Source organism: Herbidospora mongoliensis (assembly GCF_001570545.1).
GTDB classification, from domain to species: Bacteria; Actinomycetota; Actinomycetes; order Streptosporangiales; family Streptosporangiaceae; genus Herbidospora; species Herbidospora mongoliensis.
In genome coordinates, this window is sequence record NZ_BBXD01000017.1 from 1 (window position 1) to 17,821 (window position 17,821).

General features: G+C 69.4%; 13 protein-coding genes and 2 pseudogenes. 7 read left to right on the top strand and 8 right to left on the bottom strand.

The genetic code is table 11. From position 1 onward, the window contains the following. From AW272_RS24585 to AW272_RS24595, 3 genes are all read right to left on the bottom strand, one after another. Window positions 1-516, bottom strand: a 516-nt coding sequence (locus AW272_RS24585) for an IS630 family transposase (RefSeq protein ID WP_218011044.1), incomplete at its 3' end; no start/stop codon positions are given. Between the two features lie 66 nt (window positions 517-582). Further along, complete coding sequence (locus AW272_RS24590) at window positions 583-1,239, bottom strand: response regulator transcription factor (RefSeq protein WP_066369618.1); 657 nt, start codon at window positions 1,237-1,239, stop codon at window positions 583-585. Then, the gene (locus AW272_RS24595; RefSeq protein WP_066369620.1) at window positions 1,236-2,366 is read right to left on the bottom strand and encodes a sensor histidine kinase; all 1,131 of its coding nucleotides are present in this window, start codon (window positions 2,364-2,366) and stop codon (window positions 1,236-1,238) included. The genes AW272_RS24590 and AW272_RS24595 overlap by 4 nt, the downstream gene beginning before the upstream one ends. 104 nt (window positions 2,367-2,470) lie before the next feature. Between AW272_RS24595 and AW272_RS24600 the strand changes: the two genes are divergently transcribed. Then, window positions 2,471-3,931: a DUF1349 domain-containing protein gene (locus AW272_RS24600; RefSeq protein WP_218011045.1), complete on the top strand. Its 1,461-nt coding sequence runs from the start codon at window positions 2,471-2,473 to the stop codon at window positions 3,929-3,931. Window positions 3,932-3,979: 48 nt separating this feature from the next. Here AW272_RS24600 and AW272_RS24605 read toward each other — a convergent pair. Next, window positions 3,980-5,132, bottom strand: a pseudogene (locus AW272_RS24605) (IS3 family transposase). Between the two features lie 367 nt (window positions 5,133-5,499). Here AW272_RS24605 and AW272_RS24615 point away from each other — a divergent pair. The 3 genes from AW272_RS24615 to AW272_RS24625 all read left to right on the top strand — a co-directional run bounded on the left by AW272_RS24615 (window position 5,500) and on the right by AW272_RS24625 (window position 7,799). Then, window positions 5,500-6,435, top strand: coding sequence for an alpha/beta fold hydrolase (locus AW272_RS24615; RefSeq protein ID WP_066369633.1), 936 nt, complete (start codon window positions 5,500-5,502; stop codon window positions 6,433-6,435). 678 nt (window positions 6,436-7,113) lie between these two features. Beyond that, window positions 7,114-7,380 (top strand): type II toxin-antitoxin system Phd/YefM family antitoxin, encoded by a 267-nt coding sequence (locus AW272_RS24620; protein WP_157518750.1) that lies wholly within the window; start codon window positions 7,114-7,116, stop codon window positions 7,378-7,380. 38 nt (window positions 7,381-7,418) lie between these two features. Beyond that, window positions 7,419-7,799 carry a type II toxin-antitoxin system VapC family toxin gene (locus AW272_RS24625; RefSeq protein WP_245657706.1) on the top strand — a complete coding sequence of 127 codons (381 nt, stop codon included), beginning with the start codon at window positions 7,419-7,421 and terminating at the stop codon, window positions 7,797-7,799. 330 nt (window positions 7,800-8,129) lie between these two features. On the opposite strand, the gene AW272_RS24630 is transcribed toward AW272_RS24625, so the two are convergent. After that, window positions 8,130-9,185: a phosphotransferase family protein gene (locus tag AW272_RS24630; RefSeq protein ID WP_157518751.1), complete on the bottom strand. Its 1,056-nt coding sequence runs from the start codon at window positions 9,183-9,185 to the stop codon at window positions 8,130-8,132. Window positions 9,186-9,251: 66 nt separating this feature from the next. Between AW272_RS24630 and AW272_RS24635 the strand changes: the two genes are divergently transcribed. Next, a complete protein-coding gene (locus AW272_RS24635) occupies window positions 9,252-11,813 on the top strand; it encodes a LuxR family transcriptional regulator (RefSeq protein WP_157518752.1) in 2,562 nt (853 codons plus the stop codon). 176 nt (window positions 11,814-11,989) lie between these two features. Here AW272_RS24635 and AW272_RS24640 read toward each other — a convergent pair. Continuing rightward, window positions 11,990-12,586 (bottom strand): annotated as a pseudogene (locus AW272_RS24640) (helix-turn-helix transcriptional regulator); the annotation flags it as partial. Between the two features lie 63 nt (window positions 12,587-12,649). Between AW272_RS24640 and AW272_RS24645 the strand changes: the two are divergent. Then, complete coding sequence (locus AW272_RS24645) at window positions 12,650-13,753, top strand: epoxide hydrolase family protein (RefSeq protein ID WP_066369644.1); 1,104 nt, start codon at window positions 12,650-12,652, stop codon at window positions 13,751-13,753. A 48-nt stretch (window positions 13,754-13,801) separates the two neighbouring features. Here AW272_RS24645 and AW272_RS24650 read toward each other — a convergent pair whose 3' ends face one another. Both AW272_RS24650 and bla read right to left on the bottom strand, forming a co-directional pair. Next, window positions 13,802-16,012 carry a transglycosylase domain-containing protein gene (locus AW272_RS24650; RefSeq protein WP_083958635.1) on the bottom strand — a complete coding sequence of 737 codons (2,211 nt, stop codon included), beginning with the start codon at window positions 16,010-16,012 and terminating at the stop codon, window positions 13,802-13,804. Beyond that, entirely contained in the window at window positions 16,012-16,872 is an 861-nt protein-coding gene (bla, locus tag AW272_RS24655) for a class A beta-lactamase (RefSeq protein WP_066369647.1), read from the bottom strand. The genes AW272_RS24650 and bla overlap by 1 nt, the downstream gene beginning before the upstream one ends. An 83-nt stretch (window positions 16,873-16,955) precedes the next feature. Here bla and AW272_RS24660 point away from each other — a divergent pair, with 83 nt between their 5' ends. Next, complete coding sequence (locus AW272_RS24660; RefSeq protein WP_066369649.1) at window positions 16,956-17,819, top strand: LysR family transcriptional regulator; 864 nt, start codon at window positions 16,956-16,958, stop codon at window positions 17,817-17,819. Window positions 17,820-17,821: the final 2 nt, after the last annotated feature.

Below are 17,821 nucleotides of genomic sequence, written 5' to 3' on the forward strand. Positions count from 1 at the left end.
GACGTCCCGGATCTTGTCGATCAGCAGCGGATCGGTGGAGATCTTGAAGTCCTCGCTCCGCCACGGCTGCAGCCCGAACGCCTTCCAGATCCGCTGCACGCTGGTCGGGGAGATCCCGACCTGTTTGGCCAGTTCCCGCTTGGACCAGTGGGTGGAACCTTCGGGCACCTCCTCCAGGGTGCGGACGACGACCTGTTCGACCTGAGCGTCGCTGATCGAGCGGGGCACGCCGGGGCGCGGTTCGTCGGACAGGCCGTCCAGGCGCCGGGCCAGGAACCGTGACCGCCACCGGCTGACGGTGTTCCTGGCCACCCCTAATCGCGCCGCCACCGCCAGGATGCTGCGGCCTTCCGCGCACTCCAGCACGATCCGCGCCCGCATGGCCAGGCCTTGCGCGGTCGATCGCCGTTTCGCCCAGTTCTCCAACGTCGACCGCTCGGCCTGCGACAGCACCAGCGGCGTCAACCGGTTGTCACTCACACCCACCAGCACACCCCGGCCACCGGCCGCTGTCACGCCTGAACCCACGATCTGAAACAGAACGCGACTCAGGTGGCGATACAAGCACTCAAGACCGGCTCACTAGGCGATGTGGTAGCCGATTCCGGGCGTTGTCGCGATGAGCGGCGGGTCGCCGAGTTTGCGCCGCAGTCGGCCTATCGTCACCGCGACGGTGTTCGTGAACCGGTCGGCGTTTTCGTCCCATACCTGTTCGAGCAAGGTTTCGGCGCTCAGAAAGCCAGGGCTGGTCCGTAGCAGCGCCTCCAGCACGGCGAACTCCTTCACCGAGAGGACCAGTTGTCGCCCGTCGCGAACGGCGATGCGGCGGACCGGGTCCAGTTCGATCCCGGCCGCGCGCAGCGTCCGGGGCCGCGCGTCAGGCTTGCGGCGGGCCAGGGCGTGAACGCGCAGGACGAGTTCCGGGAAGTGGAAGGGCTTGGCGAGATAGTCGTCCGCGCCGAGGGTCAGCCCGCTGACCCGGTCGCCGGGCGCGCTCGCCGCGGTCAGCATCAGCACCATCGGCCGGGCCGCCCGGTCCGTAATCATTTGGCACACTGTGTCACCGTGCAGGCCGGGCAGATCCCGATCCAGGACCACCACGTCGTACGAGGCGAGGTCGAGCTTGGCTGCGGCGGCCAGCCCATCGTGGGCGAGGTCGACGGCCATCCCTTGGTCGCGCAGCCCTTCGGCGATCACTTCGGCCAGGGCGTGATCGTCTTCGACGACGAGGACCCTCATGCCGCCACCGGCACCCTGGCAACCGGAAGCATGATTGACACGCGCAGGCCACCCCCGGGCCGGGCGAGCAGCACGAGCCGGCCCCTGTGCGCGGCGGCGACCGCGGCCACAATGGACAGACCCAGTCCGGAGGAGCCGGTACGCTCGACCCCGAGCCGCTCGAACGGCTGCGTCAGCCGGTCGACCTCCCGCTGGTCGAGGAGGCACCCGCCGGTCTCGACGGCCAACACCATCTGCGCCTCGCCCGCGGACCCGGTGATCTCGATCCATCCGCCGTCCTCGTTGTGCGTCACGGCGTTGTCCACGACGTTGCCCACAAGCCGCGCCAGCAGTGCCGGGCTGCCCTGGATCGCCATCCGCGGTGGCACGTCCACCGTCACGCTCAGCCCTTTGGCCCGCATGTCGGCAAACCTTTCGCGCAGCGCCGCGCCGATGAGGTCGCCAAGCTCGACCGGGACGGTGTCCGCAAGCGCGCCGTGCTGCGCCCGGGCCAGCACGAGGAACCCGTCGAGCAGGTGATCGACCCGATCCAGCTGCGTACGCACCCGGTCCGCAAGCGTCACCGTCGAGGCGGCCGGGTCGGGTTTGGCGACCGCGACGTCCAGCGACGCGCGCATCGTCGCCAGCGGCGTGCGCAGCTCGTGGGAGGCGTTGGCGACGAAGCGGCGCTGCGCGGCGAACGACGCCTCCAGCCGTTCGAGCAGCTCGTCGATGGTGTCGGCGAGGTCTTTCACCTCGTCGGCAGGGCCGGTGACGGCCAGCCGCCGGTCCAGGCTGTCGGCGGAGATGCGCCGCGTGGCGCTCGTGATGAGTCGCAACGGCCTCAGCACGCGCCTGGCCAGCACTCGCCCGAGCAGCAGCGAAACGACCGCCATCACGGCCAGCGCAATCAACGCGCCGGCCAGGAGTTGGCGGGTCTGCTGCTCGTGCACGGCGGCCAGCTGCTCCTCCAGCTGCCAGATGCGCTGCTGCGCCTGGCCGGAGGGATCCCCAGCGGGGCCGTTGCTCTTGCGGTCACGGGAAAACAGGAAGGTCAGGCCCAGTAGGCCGAAGCCCGAAAGGAGGAACACGACGGCGTACAAGATGGTGAACCGTAGCCCGACGGTCCCGCTGCGCAGCCCGATCATGTCTCCAGCATGCCCTGGAGGACTTAACAACAGCATGACAACGCCGCTTCGGGCCGCGTTATGGGCCGATCTGTAGAACCGACGCCATGTCAACGACCCAACCCATGCGATCCGAGTGGACCGCGTTTCGTCGCCCAGGCAGGCTGATCGCCCTGGCCGCCGCCGGGCTCATCGTGATCGCGGTGGGCCTGCTGCTCGCCGCCGGCAACCGCTCGGACTGCGGCGGTCCCTGCCCGGAACTTGTCTCTGGCGGCGGAGTCGTCGTCAGAGACAAGTTCTCGTTCCTCCATCGCGACCTGGGCCGCGAGGGCAGCATCACGGTCCGGCTCACCTCGATGACCGGGACGATCACCTATCCGCCGCCGAACCACGACCAGATCGTGCCCGGGCTGGTGCCGTGGGCGAAAGCCGGCATCCTCATCAAGGACGGTGTGCGGCCGGGCTCGCAGTACGCGGCGCTCCTGATGACCGGCAGCCACGGCGTACGGTTCCAGTACAACTACACGCACGACCTCGCCGGACGCGCAGGTGGCGTCTCGGAGCAGTCCCCTCGCTGGCTGCGCCTGACCCGCTCGGGCGACAACATCACCGGCGCCGAGTCCACCGACGGCAAGCAATGGCACAACGTCGCCACTTCGAAGCTCCACGGGCTGCCGGAAAACGTCCAGGTCGGCCTCTTCGCCACCTCCCCCAACGACCTCACACTCCGCAAGGTCGGTCTTGGCGCCACCATGGGGCAGGCCCGGCACACCCAAGCCGTCGGCGTCTTCGACAACGTCACCGTCGACGGTGCCGCCACCGGCAAGTGGCACAACGAACCGGTCGGCGGCGAGATCAAAACGGACTGGGAGAGACAGCACCCGTCGGGAGCCGTGGAGAAGGATGGCGCCATCACGGTCAGCGGCAGCGGCGACATCAGGCCGCACAGCGACGAAAGTGTCAAGACCCTCCTGCTCGGGCTCCCAATCGGCCTGATCATCGTGCTCATCGTCGCGGCCCGCCACGGCACCCGCACAGCCCGCCAGACGCCATCCCGGCGAGTGATCGCCGCGCGGGCGACCATCCTCGGCGCGGCGACCTTCGCCACCGGCCTCGTGGCCGTCGGTATCCTCGTGCCGACGGGTATGGCGATCCTGAAGGGCAACGGCATCGCGGTATCGCCGCCGCCCTTCCTGACCGGCACCCGCGTGGTCGCCGGCCTCGCCGTCGCGCTCGCCCTCTGCGCGATCCTCACCTTCGGACTCGGTCTGCGGCTGCGCCGCGGCTGGACAGCGATTCTCATCGGACTGTCACTGATCGCCCTGCCCTACACGATCGCCACGCTCCCGCTGCTGCCCGACCCCTTCTCGCAATGGTTGCTGCGGCTCACCCCCGCCGCCGGCTTCGCCGTCCAGCAGACGATGACAGAGTACCCGCACGTGACCGCGCACTACGCGCCGTCGGCAGGCTACTTCCCGCTCCCCTGGTGGGCCGGGCTCGCCCTACTCGGCGCCTACACACTGATCGTCATGTGGATCGCCCTCGGCCGGAAACCAGTCGCGGACACTGAAGCGGTCCGGGTCTGATGGAGGCTCTGATGTTCCCCGTGTTGGGCGGAGTCGGGTTGCTGGACTCTATGCCGGTTGGCGGGTTGGGTAGAGCATCTCGTATTCGACGGGTGTGCGCATGCCCAGGGCGCTGTGGCGGCGTTGGCGGTTGTGGAAGATCTCGAGGTATTCGAAGATCGCGTTGGCGAGTTCGATGCGGGTCCTCCAGCGCCGGCGGTTGAGGAGTTCGACCTGCATGCGGCCCCAGAAGGACTCGATGACGGCGTTGTCGAAGCAGTCGCCGATGGACCCCATGGAGGGGACGAGTCCGGAGTCTTGGGCGCGGCGGGTGAACGCCCAGGAGGTGAATTGCGTCCCATGATCGGAGTGGATCAGCGCACCCGGGTGCGGGGTGCGGTTGTGGATGGCCATCCCGAGCGCGTTGGTCACCAGCGCGGAGGTCTGGGTGGAGTCGATGGACCAGCCCACCACGCGGCGGGAGTAGACGTCCAGGACGACGCAGCGGTAGACCTTGCCTTCGCGGGTGGGGTGCTCGGTGATGTCGGTGACCCATAACGTGTTGGGTGCGTCCCGGTGGAGGTCCCGGTCGACCAGGTCGGCGGCGGTGGGGACCTGCTGGACCGGCCGGCGCCCTCGCGGGTTGCCGGGCAGGCCGCGGATGCCTTGGCGCTGCATCAGCATTTCGACCGTGTGGTAGGCGAGGATCAGGCCGCTGCCGAGTTTGAGCTCGGCGTGGACGCGCCGCGATCCGTAGGTGCCGCGGGAGGCGGCGTGGATCTGCCGGATCCGCTCGGTCAGCCACGCGTGACGCAGCGACCGGGGTGACGGGGGCCGGTTCCGCCAGGCGAAGTAGCCCGATTCGGAGACGTTCAGCACCCTGCAGGCGACCTGGACCGGCAGGCCTCATCGGCCATCACCGCGATGGCTTCGAACCGTCTTTTGGGGGCACCACCTCTCGCACCAGCTCGATCGCCCGATGGGTGACGGCCAGTTCGGTCTCCAGCTCCCGGATCCGTTTGCGGGCGGCCAGCAACTCAGCTTGCTCGGTCGTGGTCACTCCGGGGAGCCGCCCGGTGTCGATCAGGTCCTGCTTGCGCCAGACGTAGATCGTCTGCTCACTGATCCCCAGATCGCGGGCGATGTCCCGGACGGGCCGTCCGGCCTCGACCAGATCCAATACCTTGCGGCGAAACTCCGGCGGGTAGCCCCTGCGTGGCATGCCGACCTCTTCTCGAGGGGTCCATGGCATACAAGTCAAGCAAAGCGACTCCACGGAAGCCGGGGAACATCACCACCCGCCCGCACTCAGCCCTCGGCGGGCGACCGCCCATCAGCCGACTGTCACCAAGTCCATGACCGAGTACAGCCAGACCTGCCCATTTCGGCCAGCGCCACGAGCCCCGGTCGGGGTGGTGCGCATACGCGGGCACAGTCCAGGCATCGTTCGCGGGGGCTGTCCCTACCGGGCACGGGCGCCCCAGCCGTACCGCTCATACGCCTGCCCGCCGGATTCTGTGATCAATCAAGCCACCGAATGATGGGTGACGCAATCCCCACAACAGCACCCGTATCCCAGAGGATCAGTCATGTCCCCCATCACGCCCAACCGCCGGTCCGTCAACCGGGCGCTGCCGACCCTTGCTCTGCTGGCTGTGACTGTCGGTGCCGTCACGGCCTGCAGTGACCCGGGCTCCGCCTCCAAGCCCTCGATCTCTCCGTACGCCACCTCATCCGTATCACCCGAGACCAGCCAGGTAGCCGGAGCGAAGCTGCACATGATCGACAATGACGGTCACCGAGTGGCGTTCTACGTCACCCAGGGCAACAGCTCCACCATCGTCCTGGATTCGGGCGGCGGCGAGTCCTCCTCACAATGGAAGGACATCGTTCCCCGGCTTCACGAAGCCACCGGAGCCACCGTCATCACCTATGACCGGGCCGGTCTCGGCAAGAGCGACGTGGTGCCCGGCAGGTGGAAGGTTGAGAGCGCTGTCAGCGACCTCAAGACGGGGCTCAAGCAACTGGGCATCACCAAGGACGTGACCCTGGTGGCCCACTCCCAGGGCGGCGAGATCGCGAACCACCTCGCCCAGGACAACCCCGAGATGCTCTCCGGTGCGGTCCTGGTCGACGCCAATCTCCCTCAATTCTTCACCGACGAGGAGATTCCCCGCCTTGTAGCCGCGACCCAGCCGGAGGTCGACGCGGCCAGGAAGAACCCCGAGAAGCCGGAGAACCGCCAGCTCATCTCCACTGCGGAGGGCTTCGCCGCAGCGCACGAGGCGTTCCACAAGGTGACGTGGCCTGACTCGGTGCCGGCGACGGTCATCGTCTCGGAGAAGACTCCGTTCGAGGGGTCTCCTCTGGACGCCCAGCGCTGGCGTGATGCCGCCGTTTCGTTCGTCCGGGCGGCGCCCAACCGAAAGCTCGTCACCGCCGAGGGCACGTCCCACGAGGTGCCGACGGAACGTCCCGACCTTGTGGTCAAGGAGATCGAGGACATGTTCGCCACACAGCACTGACCCCGCACCTCAAGCCAACGTCGTCTGCGGCCACGCACTGCGACCCCATGGGGCCGGTGTGAGTGACCACGTAGGAGACCGAGAGGCTAGGGCTGTATACCGCAGCACAGATCTTTGATCTGCCCAGAGTTCGAGTAAGCGACCGTTAGCTCCACTCGCTCGGGATGGCCCGTGGTTGTTGCCCCTTCGGGGCACCGGCCACGGGCCTCTCTCGTTCGTGCATACGGGGGGACGACCCCCGAACCCCCCGATATCGAGAGGGCTGCGCCCCCTTCGCGCGCCCCCTGGCCGCCGACGCATCCCGGCGTCGCTGTCGCTCCGGATCGCTGCGCTCCTGGCCAGGGCTCCGCCCCTCGCGCTCCCTGGCAAGGCCTCGCTTCGCTCGGGTTGAGCTCGCTTCGCTCGAATGAGGGGCTCCAAGCCGCACCACAGGGTTTGGGAAACAAGCCCGGCGAAGGCTTGCGTTGCTCGTCCTGAATGTCCACGAGACGGCACAATGTCGGCGTTCCCAAGACGGGGCTCGCTGCGCTCGGATGAGCGACCTCCAGCCCGGGCCGGGCCTCTGTGAAGCGGTTGCTTCTCTTTGGGGTGACGCGACCGCCGTCGGCGGGTTTAATTGTTAGCGTGGTACGGGGTGGTACGGAGGGAGGGCGAGTGATGAGCGGGAAGTCTCAGCCAGTGGACGTCAGCGTGCGGCAATTCGTCAGTGACTCGGGAAGCGTGACGCGAGGACTGCGGCGAGGGCAGCGGTATGTGCTGACGATCAATGGCGAGCCCCTCGCCGATGTTGTTCCCATCAAGCGTCGGCGTGCTGTGCCCATGACGGAGGTACTGGCGATCTTCGCCGGCGCGCCTGCCCTGGATGTCGATGAGCTGCGCGCGGATCTGGACGCCGGTATCGATCAAGGGTTGCCTGACGATCCGCTGGAGGGGACCGGTCTGTGAGACATGAGGAAGGCGTACTGGACACGAACATCGTGGCTGTGCTGTCTCTCTATGAAGCAGCTGAACTTCCGCAGGCGGGTCTCATCACCGCTGTGACCCTCGGTGAGCTGTCAGATGCGCCGCATGCGACGACCGATCCGATCAGGCGTGCTCGACGTATGGCGGTTCTTCAGCATGTAGAGGCCACATTCGACGCGCTGCCCTATGACGACGAAGCCGCGCGTATGTACGGCCAGATCTGTGCGGCCGTCCGCGCGGCCGGCCGACAGCCGCGTAGCAGGGCGGCCGATCTGATGATCGCTGCGATCGCCGCGAGCAACGGGCTTCCCCTGTATACAGCCAATCCGAAGGACTTCGTCGGGCTCGACGGCATGGTGGAAATCGTGGCTGTGTCGCGGCCTCCGGATGCCACCGCGTGATTTCCCCGAAGTTGGCTGGTGATCGCAAGGGGAGGCGAACTCGCCAAGAACGGGGAGCAAAAGTACTCAACTGACTGTGGTGGGACGACCACAAATGCGTCACTTCACATGCTTCCGCAGCTCCGCAAGCGAGGCTTTGTGTTCGAGTAAGCGACCGCTAGCTCCAGGTGTATGAGGACAGACATCAAGGGGCAGATCGAGCGTGAAAAGCTCACTGCCGACGACCGGGTGCCATCTGTCCTTGGGCTACAGGAGATCTACGGCATCGCCACGGGCCAGAGATGCACCCGGACCTGCCGGGTCGCGGGCGGCAGGTCCGTCGGGTTCTCGTTACCGATCGGCCAGGCCGAGGTCCGCGATGAAGCGGGCCATCCCGATCCGCCGCCGGAACAGTTCGCCGAGTTCGGGGGTCGGTTCGTCCGCCAGATGATCCAAGGGCAGGGCCGACCAGAGCGACCGCAGCACCATCGAGCCCGTGTACCCGAGCCTGACCTGGTCCTTGTCGCCGCCGTAGGCGTCCAGGATCGTCTCGTGGATGGCGGGCAGGTCGGCGGGTTCGATCTTACCGTCGTGGGCCAGGCCGACGATGAGCTGACCGAGGTCGAACCCGATCGCGGCCGGGCTGCCCCAGCTCCAGTCGATCACCACGAACTCGGCCGAGCCGTCCGCCGGGACCAGCAGGTTCTGCGGGGCGGCGTCGCCGTGTACGCGGGTGTGCGGCAGCCGGGCCAGCTCGGCTAGCAGTTCGCCATACCGGGCGGCGAGGGCGAGGATGTCGGACCTGAGCCGGTCATCGGCGAACGGGGCTACCAAGGGGTGCGTCCAGGTGGAGTCGTCTCGCAGCGCCGGCAGCCACAGCTGCGGCAGCGGGCCGTCGCCGATCACCCGCAGGCCGACGCTGTCGTTGTACGCGGACGGGCGGCTCGCCGCCATTTCGCCGAGCAGCGCGGCGGCGCGCGCGTACCGGGCCAGGTCCCACGGCTCGGGCACGGTGCGCACGTCCTCCATCCAGGCGACCAGGCGGTCGTCGCCCAGGTCGTCCAGGCGGTGGAGACGCGGCATCCGCAGGCCCGCGGGCAGCGGCTCGTTCGCGAGATAGGCGTCGATGTCCGTACGCCAGGGGAAGTTCTGGACGAAACCCGCGCGCTGGTCTTCGGGAATCATGACGAGACCGGGCCAGTGCTGGGCCGAATGCACCGACTTCGCGACGAACGACCACTCCGCGCCGGTGGTGGTGGTGCCGCGCACCCGGTGCAGGCCCGCGGTGGTCAGCATGGTCGGGGCCGGAAGGACCGGCTCGACCCGCTGCTCCGCGATCTCGGCGGCCGGGTCGCCCAGACTCTCCCTGACCAGGGCGGTGAGGTCGGTGGTCACGGTCATGTTCATACCGGTCAGCCTGGCGGGCGCGAAAGCGGTTCGCCTGAGTAGGGGCTACTCAAATACGCTCGGCAGGTGCCCAGCACGTGGCCGTTCTCCGGCCGATCCTCTCCCCTCGCCGCGATCCGGGCCGCTCCGCGAGGCGTGGTCGTCACCGGTCCGTCCGGCGCGGGGAAGAGCCGCCTGGTGGCCGAGGCCGTCCGAGGGCTGTCGGGGGTGGCGTGGGTGCGGGCCACCGAAGCCGCGTCGGAGCTGCCGTTCGGCGCGTTCGCGCACCTGCTGCCCGAGGTCGCGCCGACCGGGAATCCGCTCCGCTGGGCCGCGTCCGCGATCGGCGCGGATGTTCTCGTCGTTGACGACGCACACCTGCTCGACCCCGCGTCCGCCGCGCTCGTCCACCATCTGGCCGCGCACGGTCCCGGCCGGGTGCTCGCGACCGTGCGCGGCGCCGGGGCGTCCGAATTATGGAAGGACGACCTGCTCACCCGGGTCGACCTGGAACCGTTCACGCTGAGTGAGACGGAGGAGATCCTCACCGGCGCGCTCGGCGGCCGGATCGAGTCGGCCACCCTGGCGCGGCTCTGGCGTACTAGTCAGGGAAACGCCCTCTATCTGCGCGAACTCGTCCTCTCCGGGGTGCTGCGCGACATCGGCGGCCTCTGGCTGTGGCACGGCCCGGTCACCCTGACCACCACGATGCGCGAGACCGTCGCCGCCCGTCTCGGCGAACTCACCCCGCCCGAACGCGACGTGCTGGAACTCCTCGCGTACGGCGAGCCGCTCCCCGCCGGCCTGCTCGACCTCCCGGTCACCGAGCATCTGGAGACCCGGCAGCTCGTCACCGTCGACCCCGACCTCGCGGTACGGCTCGCGCACCCGCTCTACGGCGAGGTCATCCGGGAGGGCTGCGGCACGCTCCGCACCCGCGCGATCGTGCGCCGCCTCGCCGACGCCGTCGGCACCCGCAGACGGGAGGACGTGCTCCGCGTCGCCGTCTGGCGCCTGGACAGCGGCGACCCGGGCGACCCCGCGCTGCTCACCGCCGCGTGCGAGCGGGCCCGCGCCGTCCGCGACCTGGACCTGGCCGAACGCCTGTGCCGGGCCGCCATCGCCGCCGGCGGCGAGGCGCCCGGCCTGCGGCGTGACCTGGGCCGGATCCTGTGGTTCGCCGACCGGTACGAAGAAGCGGAAACGGCCTTCCGCGAGGCTTGGGACACCGGGGTCGGCGATTTCGACGTGACCGCGTGCGCGGTCAACCGCGCGATGAACCTCACCTGGGGCCTCGGACGGCTGGACGACGGGCTCGCCGTGCTGTCCGAGGCGGACGAGCGGATCACCGGTCTCAGCGAACGACACGCGCTCATGATCGTCAGCGTGACCCTGCACGCCCAGTCCGGCGACCTGCCCGCCGCGTGGGAACTCCTCGCGCGAGCCGAGCGGCTCGGGCCGGTGGATCAGCAGGCCAGGCGCGCGGAGGCCGTCGCCACCGCCGGTGTCCTGGCCGCGTCCGGTCGGGCGTCGGAGGCCCTGACCGTGGTCGACGACGCCCGGCGGCTGTTCGGCCTCGTACAGGACCCGCTCCCCAGCCTGCTCACGTCCCTGCTCTGGGCGGCGACCCTCGCCTGCTTCACGACCGGCGACCTCCCCGCCGTCGACCGCCTCACCACCGAAGCACTCGACGACGAGATCGCGTTCGCGCACTGGACCCGGACCGCCGTCCAGTTCACCGCCTTTCAGGCCTGGGGCCTGCGCCTGCGCGGTCAGGTCCGGGACGCGCTGACCCGCGCCGCCGAGGCGGCCGTCCGGTTGCCCCCGACCAGCGTGTACGCCGGCGCCTGCCTGGGGGAGTTGGCGCACGCGCATGCTCTGCTCGGTGACGTGGACGCCGCCGAGGAGACGCTGCGGCGCGCGACCACGGCGACGGTCGCCGCCGGTCCCGCCGCGACCGTGCCGCTGCAATTGGCGCGGGCGTGGACACTGGCGGCGCGCGGCGACATCGCCGGGGCGGTGGAGGTCGCCCTGCTGGCCGGGGACAGCCCGCACCCGTCGCAGGCGCTCTTCGGCCTGCACGACGTGGTGCGATTGGGCCACGCCGACCTGGTCGCGTCCCGGCTGGCCGAGCTGACAGTGGAAGGACCGCTCGCCGCCCTGTTCGCCCGGCACGCGGCCGCCGCGACCGGGCAGGAGCTGGACCAGGTCTCCTCTGATTTCGAGGAGATCGGGTTCATCCTGTACGCGGCCGAGGGCGCGGCCAGGGCCGCCGGCCGGTATCGGGAGGACGGGCTGACTCGGGCCGCGCGGGCGGCGGAGACCCGGGCGTGGGCGCTGACCCGCCGATGCCAGGGCGCCCGGACACCCGCGTTGATGGATCTTGACGTTCCCGGGATGACGCCCCGCCAGCGCGAGGTGGCGACCCTGGCCGCGCAGGGCTTCACCAACCGCGAGATCGCCGAACGCCTCTTCCTGTCGATCCGGACGATCGCCAACACGCTGTACACGATCTACGAGAAGACCGGCGTCAACGACCGGACGGCGCTGGCGGACCTCCTGGGTCTGGCAGACGGTACGAAAGAAGACATGTCTGGTGGTGGATCGAATGGCGCTCCACGACCTCAGGCTCCTGAATCAGGTCGGTAAGTGCTCCCGGCCACGATCCAGCGAGAGAACATGGCCACCTCCTCACATGGATTCCTTGCCGGCTCCGTGAAGCGCCCGTTCCACGCCGACGGTCGCACGGGTGAAGCGAGCGGCCAGCGTGCGCAGGTGCTCGATCAGCTCCGGAGGCTCGGTCACGTCGAAGTCGAGGTCGAGCAGGTTCGCCAGTCGTCCCGGTCGACGTCCCAGGCGACGAGATACCAGCGACGCCCCCACGACACGATCCGATACGGCTCGACGGCGCGCACCGTGCTCGACCCGTCATGGGCGCGATAGTCGAACCTCAGCCGCTCCAGGTTCCGGCAGGCCGTCGCGAGAGTGGACAGCACGGCGGCGTCCACGGTCGGCCCGGGACGGTCGGCGGGAACAGGTTCGGTCGACGCGCGCAGCGCGTCGACGCGGTGTCGCAGGCGGGACGGGAGTACTTGTTCCAGTTTGGTCAGCGCGCGGGCGGAGGTCTCCTCGATGCCGGCGATCGAGCCGCCCACGGCGGTGCGCAGGCCGATCGCTACGGCGACGGCCTCCTCGTCGTCCAAGAGCAGGGGAGGCATGGCCGTGCCGGCGCCCAGGCGGTAGCCGCCGTCCGTGCCTCGGCTCGCGTGGACGGGGTAGCCCAGGTCGCGTAGGCGGTCGACGTCGCGGCGCACGGTGCGGTCGCTGACGCCCAGGCGGTCGGCGAGGTCGCGGCCCGGCCAGTCGCGCCGGGCTTGCAGGAGGGACAGCAGGCGCAGCAGCCGCGCCGAGGTTTCCAGCATGGACGCCACATTGCCACCCCTTCCGGACAGAGGTTGACCGGAAGCCCCCGTAGCGTTGCGGTCATGAGCGAAGAGATCACCCCCTTCCGGATCGACATCCCTCAGGCCGACCTCGACGATCTCCGCGATCGGCTGGACGGCACCCGGTGGCCGGACCAGATCCCGGACACCGACTGGGACTACGGGGTGCCGGTGGCGTATGTGAAGCGGTTGGCCGAGCACTGGCGGCACGCCTACGACTGGCGTGAATGGGAGGCGAAGCTGAACGCCCACCCGCAGTTCACGACCGAGATCGACGGCCAGAACATCCACTTCCTGCACGTCCGCTCGCCGCGTGCGGACGCGTTGCCGCTGCTGCTCACCCACGGCTGGCCGGGGTCCGTCGTGGAGTATCTGAACGTGATCGAGGCGCTCACCGACCCGCCGGCCGGCGAGCAGGCTTTTCACCTGGTGATCCCGTCACTGCCGGGGTTCGGGTTCTCCGGCCCGACCAGGGAGCGGGGCTGGAACCGGTTCCGCACGGCGAAGGCGTGGGCCGAGCTGATGCGGCGGCTGGGCTATGACCGCTATGGCACGGGCGGCAACGACGCCGGGTCGATGGTCGGGCCGGAGCAGGGCCGGATCGACCCCGAGCACGTGGTCGGCGTGCACGTCACGCAGATCTACTCGTTCCCGTCGGGCGACCCCGCGGAGTTCGAGAAGATCACCCCGGAGGACCAGGAGGCGCTCAAGGTCCTCGCGTGGTTCCGCGACAACAAGATGTCGTTCAACATTCTGCACTCGCAGCAGCCGCAGACCCTCTCCTACGCCATCACCGACTCGCCCGCCGGGCTGCTCGGCTGGCACGCCCAGCTCATGGGAGAGGATCTCGACCCGGACTTCGTCCTCACCAACGTCATGCTCTACTGGCTGACCGGCACCGCCACGTCGGCCACCCGCTTCTACTACGAGGACGCCAGGGCCGAGGCGCCGGCCGGGCCGACCACGGCGCCGATCGGGCTGGCGATGTTCAAGGGCGACTTCGTGTCGATGCGCACCTTCGCCGAGCGCGACCACAAGGACATCCGCTCGTGGCACTCCTACGAGGAGCCCGTCGGCCACTACGCGGCGCACCTGGCGCCGGAGCTGCTCGTACAGGATGTTCGCGAGTTCTTCCGGGGGCTGTGAGGGCTCCGCCTCCCTGAGGAGGCGGAGCCCGGCGAGCGTCGGCCCTGGTCAGTTACCCCAGCCGCCGCGGCCGTCCCACGGGTTCACGTCGGACTGGTTCCCGTCATCGGGCCCGCCCTGGTCCGTCGCGCCGGGGTCGACCGAGGTCACACCGGGGTCGTTCGTGCCGGGGTCGTCCGGGTTGAAGCCGTCCGGGGGACGCTGGCCGTACTCGTCCCACGGGCGGTCGCCCCAGTAGTCGAACTCCTGCTGCGCGCCGAACCTCGTCGTGTTGATCGGCGTGAACGGTGTCGCGGGCACCCCTTCCAGGGCCGCGAGCATGGTGGCCTTCCAGATCGGGCCCGGCACGGTCGCGCCGAACACCGAGCCGTACCAGCGGCCGCCCATCGTCACGTTGTTCAGGCGGTGGGTGCTGGCGCCGCGCGGGTCGGCCAGGCTGACCGCTCCGGCCAGGTCGGGGGTGAAGCCGGCGAACCAGGCGCTCGACTGGTTGTCGTTGGTGCCGGTCTTGCCGGCCGCCGGGCGGCCGATGCCGCCGACGCTCGACATAGTGCCCTTGGTGAAGACGCCGGACAGGATGTCGGAGGCGGCGTCGGCCACTTCGGGGTCGAGGGCGTCTTCGCACTTCGGCTCGAACGTCGTCTTCTTGCCGTTGCGGTCGGTGATCGCGGTGATCGCCATCGGGGCGCAGTACTTGCCGCGGGCGCCGATCGCCGCGTAGGCGGTGGCGACCGTGACCGGGTCCATCTCGTTGATGCCGAGGGTGAAGGTCTCGTACTCCTGCAGCTTCTTGCCGTCGGCGCGCTTGATGCCGAGCGACTTGGCCGTCTTCACCGTCTCGCACAGGCCCACGTGGGCTTCCAGCTGCATGAAGAACGTGTTGATCGAGCCCCACGTCCCGGTCTGCAGCGTCGTGTGGCCGGGCGAGCCCTCGTCGTTGGTCACGGCGTGCGAGGGGTCGCCGACGGCGTTCCCTTCGCAGTCGGTGAAGGTCGAGGGCGTGGGCGCGGTGTAGGAGGCGCCGACGTTGAAGCCGTCGCTCAGCCGCATGCCCTGGCTCAGCGCGGTGAGCAGGGTGAACGTCTTGAACGTCGAGCCCGCCTGTACGCCGCCCAGTCCCCCGTGGGCCCGGTCGGCGACCACGTTGTAGTCGAGGTTGTCGCGGCTGGCGGCCATCGCGCGGATCGCGCCGGTGCCCGGTTCGACGAGCGCCTGCGCCGCCACGGGGCCGTCCTTCGGGCCGACGTAGGCCTTGATGCCCTTCTGGGCGGCGTCCTGCATCGTGGCGTTCAGGGTGGTGCGGATGGTCAGGCCGCCCTGCTTGAGGACGCGTTCGCGGTCCGCCCTGGTCTTGCCGAGGCTCTTGTCGGCCAGGATCTCGGCGGAGACGTACTGACAGAAGTAGCGGTAGTCGCTCGTCTCGCAGCCGCCGGGGATCGGGACGCCCTTGTAGCCGAGCTTGGACTTCTTCGCCTTCGCGGCCTCGGCGGGGGTGATCTTCTTGAGTTCGGCCATGCGGTCGAGGACGACGTTGCGGCGGGCCACCAGCTCGTCGCGGTTGGACTTGCCGCCCTCCGGGTCGGTGGAGGTCGGCAGCCGGACCGCCGCCGCGAGGGTCGCGGCCTGCGGCAGGGTCAGCTTCGACGCCGAGACGTTGAAGAAGCGTTTGGCCGCCGCCTGGATCCCGTGCGCGCCCGCGCCGAAGTAGGCGATGTTCAGGTACTTCCCGAGGATCTCGTCCTTGGTGTACTTCTCCTCGACCGACAGCGCGTAGCGGAGTTCGTTGAGCTTGCGGACGTAGCTCGGCGCGAGCGCCGCCTGCTTCGCCTCGTCGGTGGGGGCGTTGTTGAGCAGGACCTGCTTCACGTACTGCTGGGTGATGCTGGAGCCGCCCTGGGCGACGCCGCCCGCGTTGAGGTTGGCGGCCAGGGCGCGGATGGTGCCTTCGAGGTCGATGGCGCCGTGCTCGTAGAAGCGGTCGTCCTCGATGGCCACGATCGCGGTGCGCATGATCGGGGACACCTGGTCGATGGTCACGCTGTCGCGGTACTGGTCGTAGAACTGGGCGATCCGCTTGCCGTCGGCGTCCAGGAGCGTGGTCTTCTCGGCGAGCGGGGGTTCGCTCAGTTCCATCGGGCTGAGGTCGATGGCCTCGACGGCGCCGCTGAGGGCGATCCCGACGGGGACGCCGATTCCGGCGGTGAGCACCCCGGCGGCGATTCCGGCGACCAGCAGGGCGGGCATGTTACGCAGGCGCATCAGAGTTTCCCGAGGCCACGGGCCGCGATCGTGGCGGCCTTGGCGATGACGGTCTCGTCTGCGGTGCCGTTCTTCGCGGTGCGGTTGGTGTAGATCGCCATGATGATCGGTTTCGTCGAACCCTTCGGCCAGATGATCGCGTAGTCGTTGGCGGAGCCGTAGGTGCTGCCCGTGCCGGTCTTGTCGCCGATCCGCCACGACTTGGGCAGCCCGGCGCGGATCCGCTTGTCGCCGGTCTCGTTGGCGACCAGCCAGCCGGTGAATATGCGGCGGTCACCGGCGTCAAGGGCGGTCCCCACCGTCAGGGCCTTGAGATCGCGGGCGATGGCGGCGGGGGTGGTGGTGTCGCGGGGGTCCTTCGGAGTCCAGTCGTTCAGGCCGGGTTCCGTGCGGTCGAGGCGCGACACGTGGTCGTTCAGGCCGCGGAAGTAGCGGGTCAGGCCCTTGGGGCCGCCGACCTGCTTGAGCAGCAGGTTCGCGGCGGCGTTGTCGCTCTTGGTGACGGCGGCTCTGGCGAGCGCGGCCACGGTCATGCGCGAACCGACGTGCTTCTCGGTCTCCGGCGAGTTCGGGAGCAGGTCCTTCTTCTTGATGAGGATCCGCTTGCCGAGGATGTCGGGCTTCTTGTCCAGGACGGCCGCCGCGAGCACGCCCTTGAAGGTCGAGGCCAGGGGGAACCGCTCCCCCGACCGGTAGGCGATCGTCCTGCCGGTGGCGGTGTCGATGGCGTACACCCCGATTCGGCCGTGGTAGGAGGTCTCCAGCGCGCGCAGATCCGCGACCGCCGAGGTCGACTGCGGGGTCGACGCGGCGGTGAGGCCGCCGGAGAGCAGGGCGAGGGACATCACGAGTGGAAGCATGCCGGTGAGTCTGTTCTGTCAGCGTAAATACCGTCAAAGACACTTGAAGCCTATATTATGCATTCATGGCATAATTCCAGCTCGTGGACCTACTCGCGGCCTGGAGAGTGTTCGTCAACGTGAGCGAACGCGGCAGCTTCACCGAGGGCGCCGCCGCCTCCCAGATCCCCCAGCCGGTGGCCAGCCGCCGCATCGCCGCCCTGGAACAGCACCTCGGCGGCAAGCTCTTCGACCGGTCCGCGCGCGGCGCGCTGCTCACCGATTTCGGCCGCGACCTGCTGCCCTCGGCGCAGCGGCTGCTCCGCCTCGCCGACGACATGGAGTGGGAGGCCGGGCAGTCCCGCCTCAAACCGCTCCGGCTGGCCGTCCCGGAGATCTGCGCGGTCCGCGACCTGGCGCTGTTAACGGTGGAGGCGCGCGAGGAGGGCGTCCACCTCGATGTGGTGCCGGCCGCCGCCGGGATCAGGGCCGAACTGGCCCGCTCGCGGGAGGTCAGAGCCGCCCTGGTGGGCACGCCGGAGGACGGCGCGACGTGGGTGGTCGAACTGGGGCTGGCCGGCGTGACCGGGCCTCCGGTTCCGGTCGTGTACGTCGAGAGCCTCCGGTCCCCCCGCGCCGACAGGTCCGGCCGCAGGCGGAGGATCTGGGTCCAGCCGGAGGACGACGTACCGCACATCAGAGACCACCTCTTCCGCATCAGGGACGCCGCAGGCCTGCTCCCCGCCCAGGTCGCCGTCGCGTCGTCGCTGACGACCGCCGCCGCCGAGGTGATGGTCTCGACCGACCTGCTGCTCTGCTCCCCCCGTCAGGCCGCCGACCTGGGCCTCGACTGGCACCCGATCGGCGAGATCCGGCTCGTGCGCGGGTACGCTGTCGCTTCCGCCATCGGGGACGACGCCGAGCGGGTTCGGGGATGGCGTCGGGTGGCGACCTGCTTGGGGGTTTGACG

Coding starts and splice junctions, on each gene's coding strand:
- AW272_RS24630 (WP_157518751.1), bottom strand. CDS start 9,185: ATGAACATGACCGTGACCACCGACCTCACCGCCCTGGTCAGGGAGAGT.
- AW272_RS24650 (WP_083958635.1), bottom strand. CDS start 16,012: ATGCGCCTGCGTAACATGCCCGCCCTGCTGGTCGCCGGAATCGCCGCC.
- bla (WP_066369647.1), bottom strand. CDS start 16,872: ATGCTTCCACTCGTGATGTCCCTCGCCCTGCTCTCCGGCGGCCTCACC.
- AW272_RS24590 (WP_066369618.1), bottom strand. CDS start 1,239: ATGAGGGTCCTCGTCGTCGAAGACGATCACGCCCTGGCCGAAGTGATC.
- AW272_RS24615 (WP_066369633.1), top strand. CDS start 5,500: ATGTCCCCCATCACGCCCAACCGCCGGTCCGTCAACCGGGCGCTGCCG.
- AW272_RS24600 (WP_218011045.1), top strand. CDS start 2,471: ATGCGATCCGAGTGGACCGCGTTTCGTCGCCCAGGCAGGCTGATCGCC.
- AW272_RS24645 (WP_066369644.1), top strand. CDS start 12,650: ATGAGCGAAGAGATCACCCCCTTCCGGATCGACATCCCTCAGGCCGAC.
- AW272_RS24595 (WP_066369620.1), bottom strand. CDS start 2,366: ATGATCGGGCTGCGCAGCGGGACCGTCGGGCTACGGTTCACCATCTTG.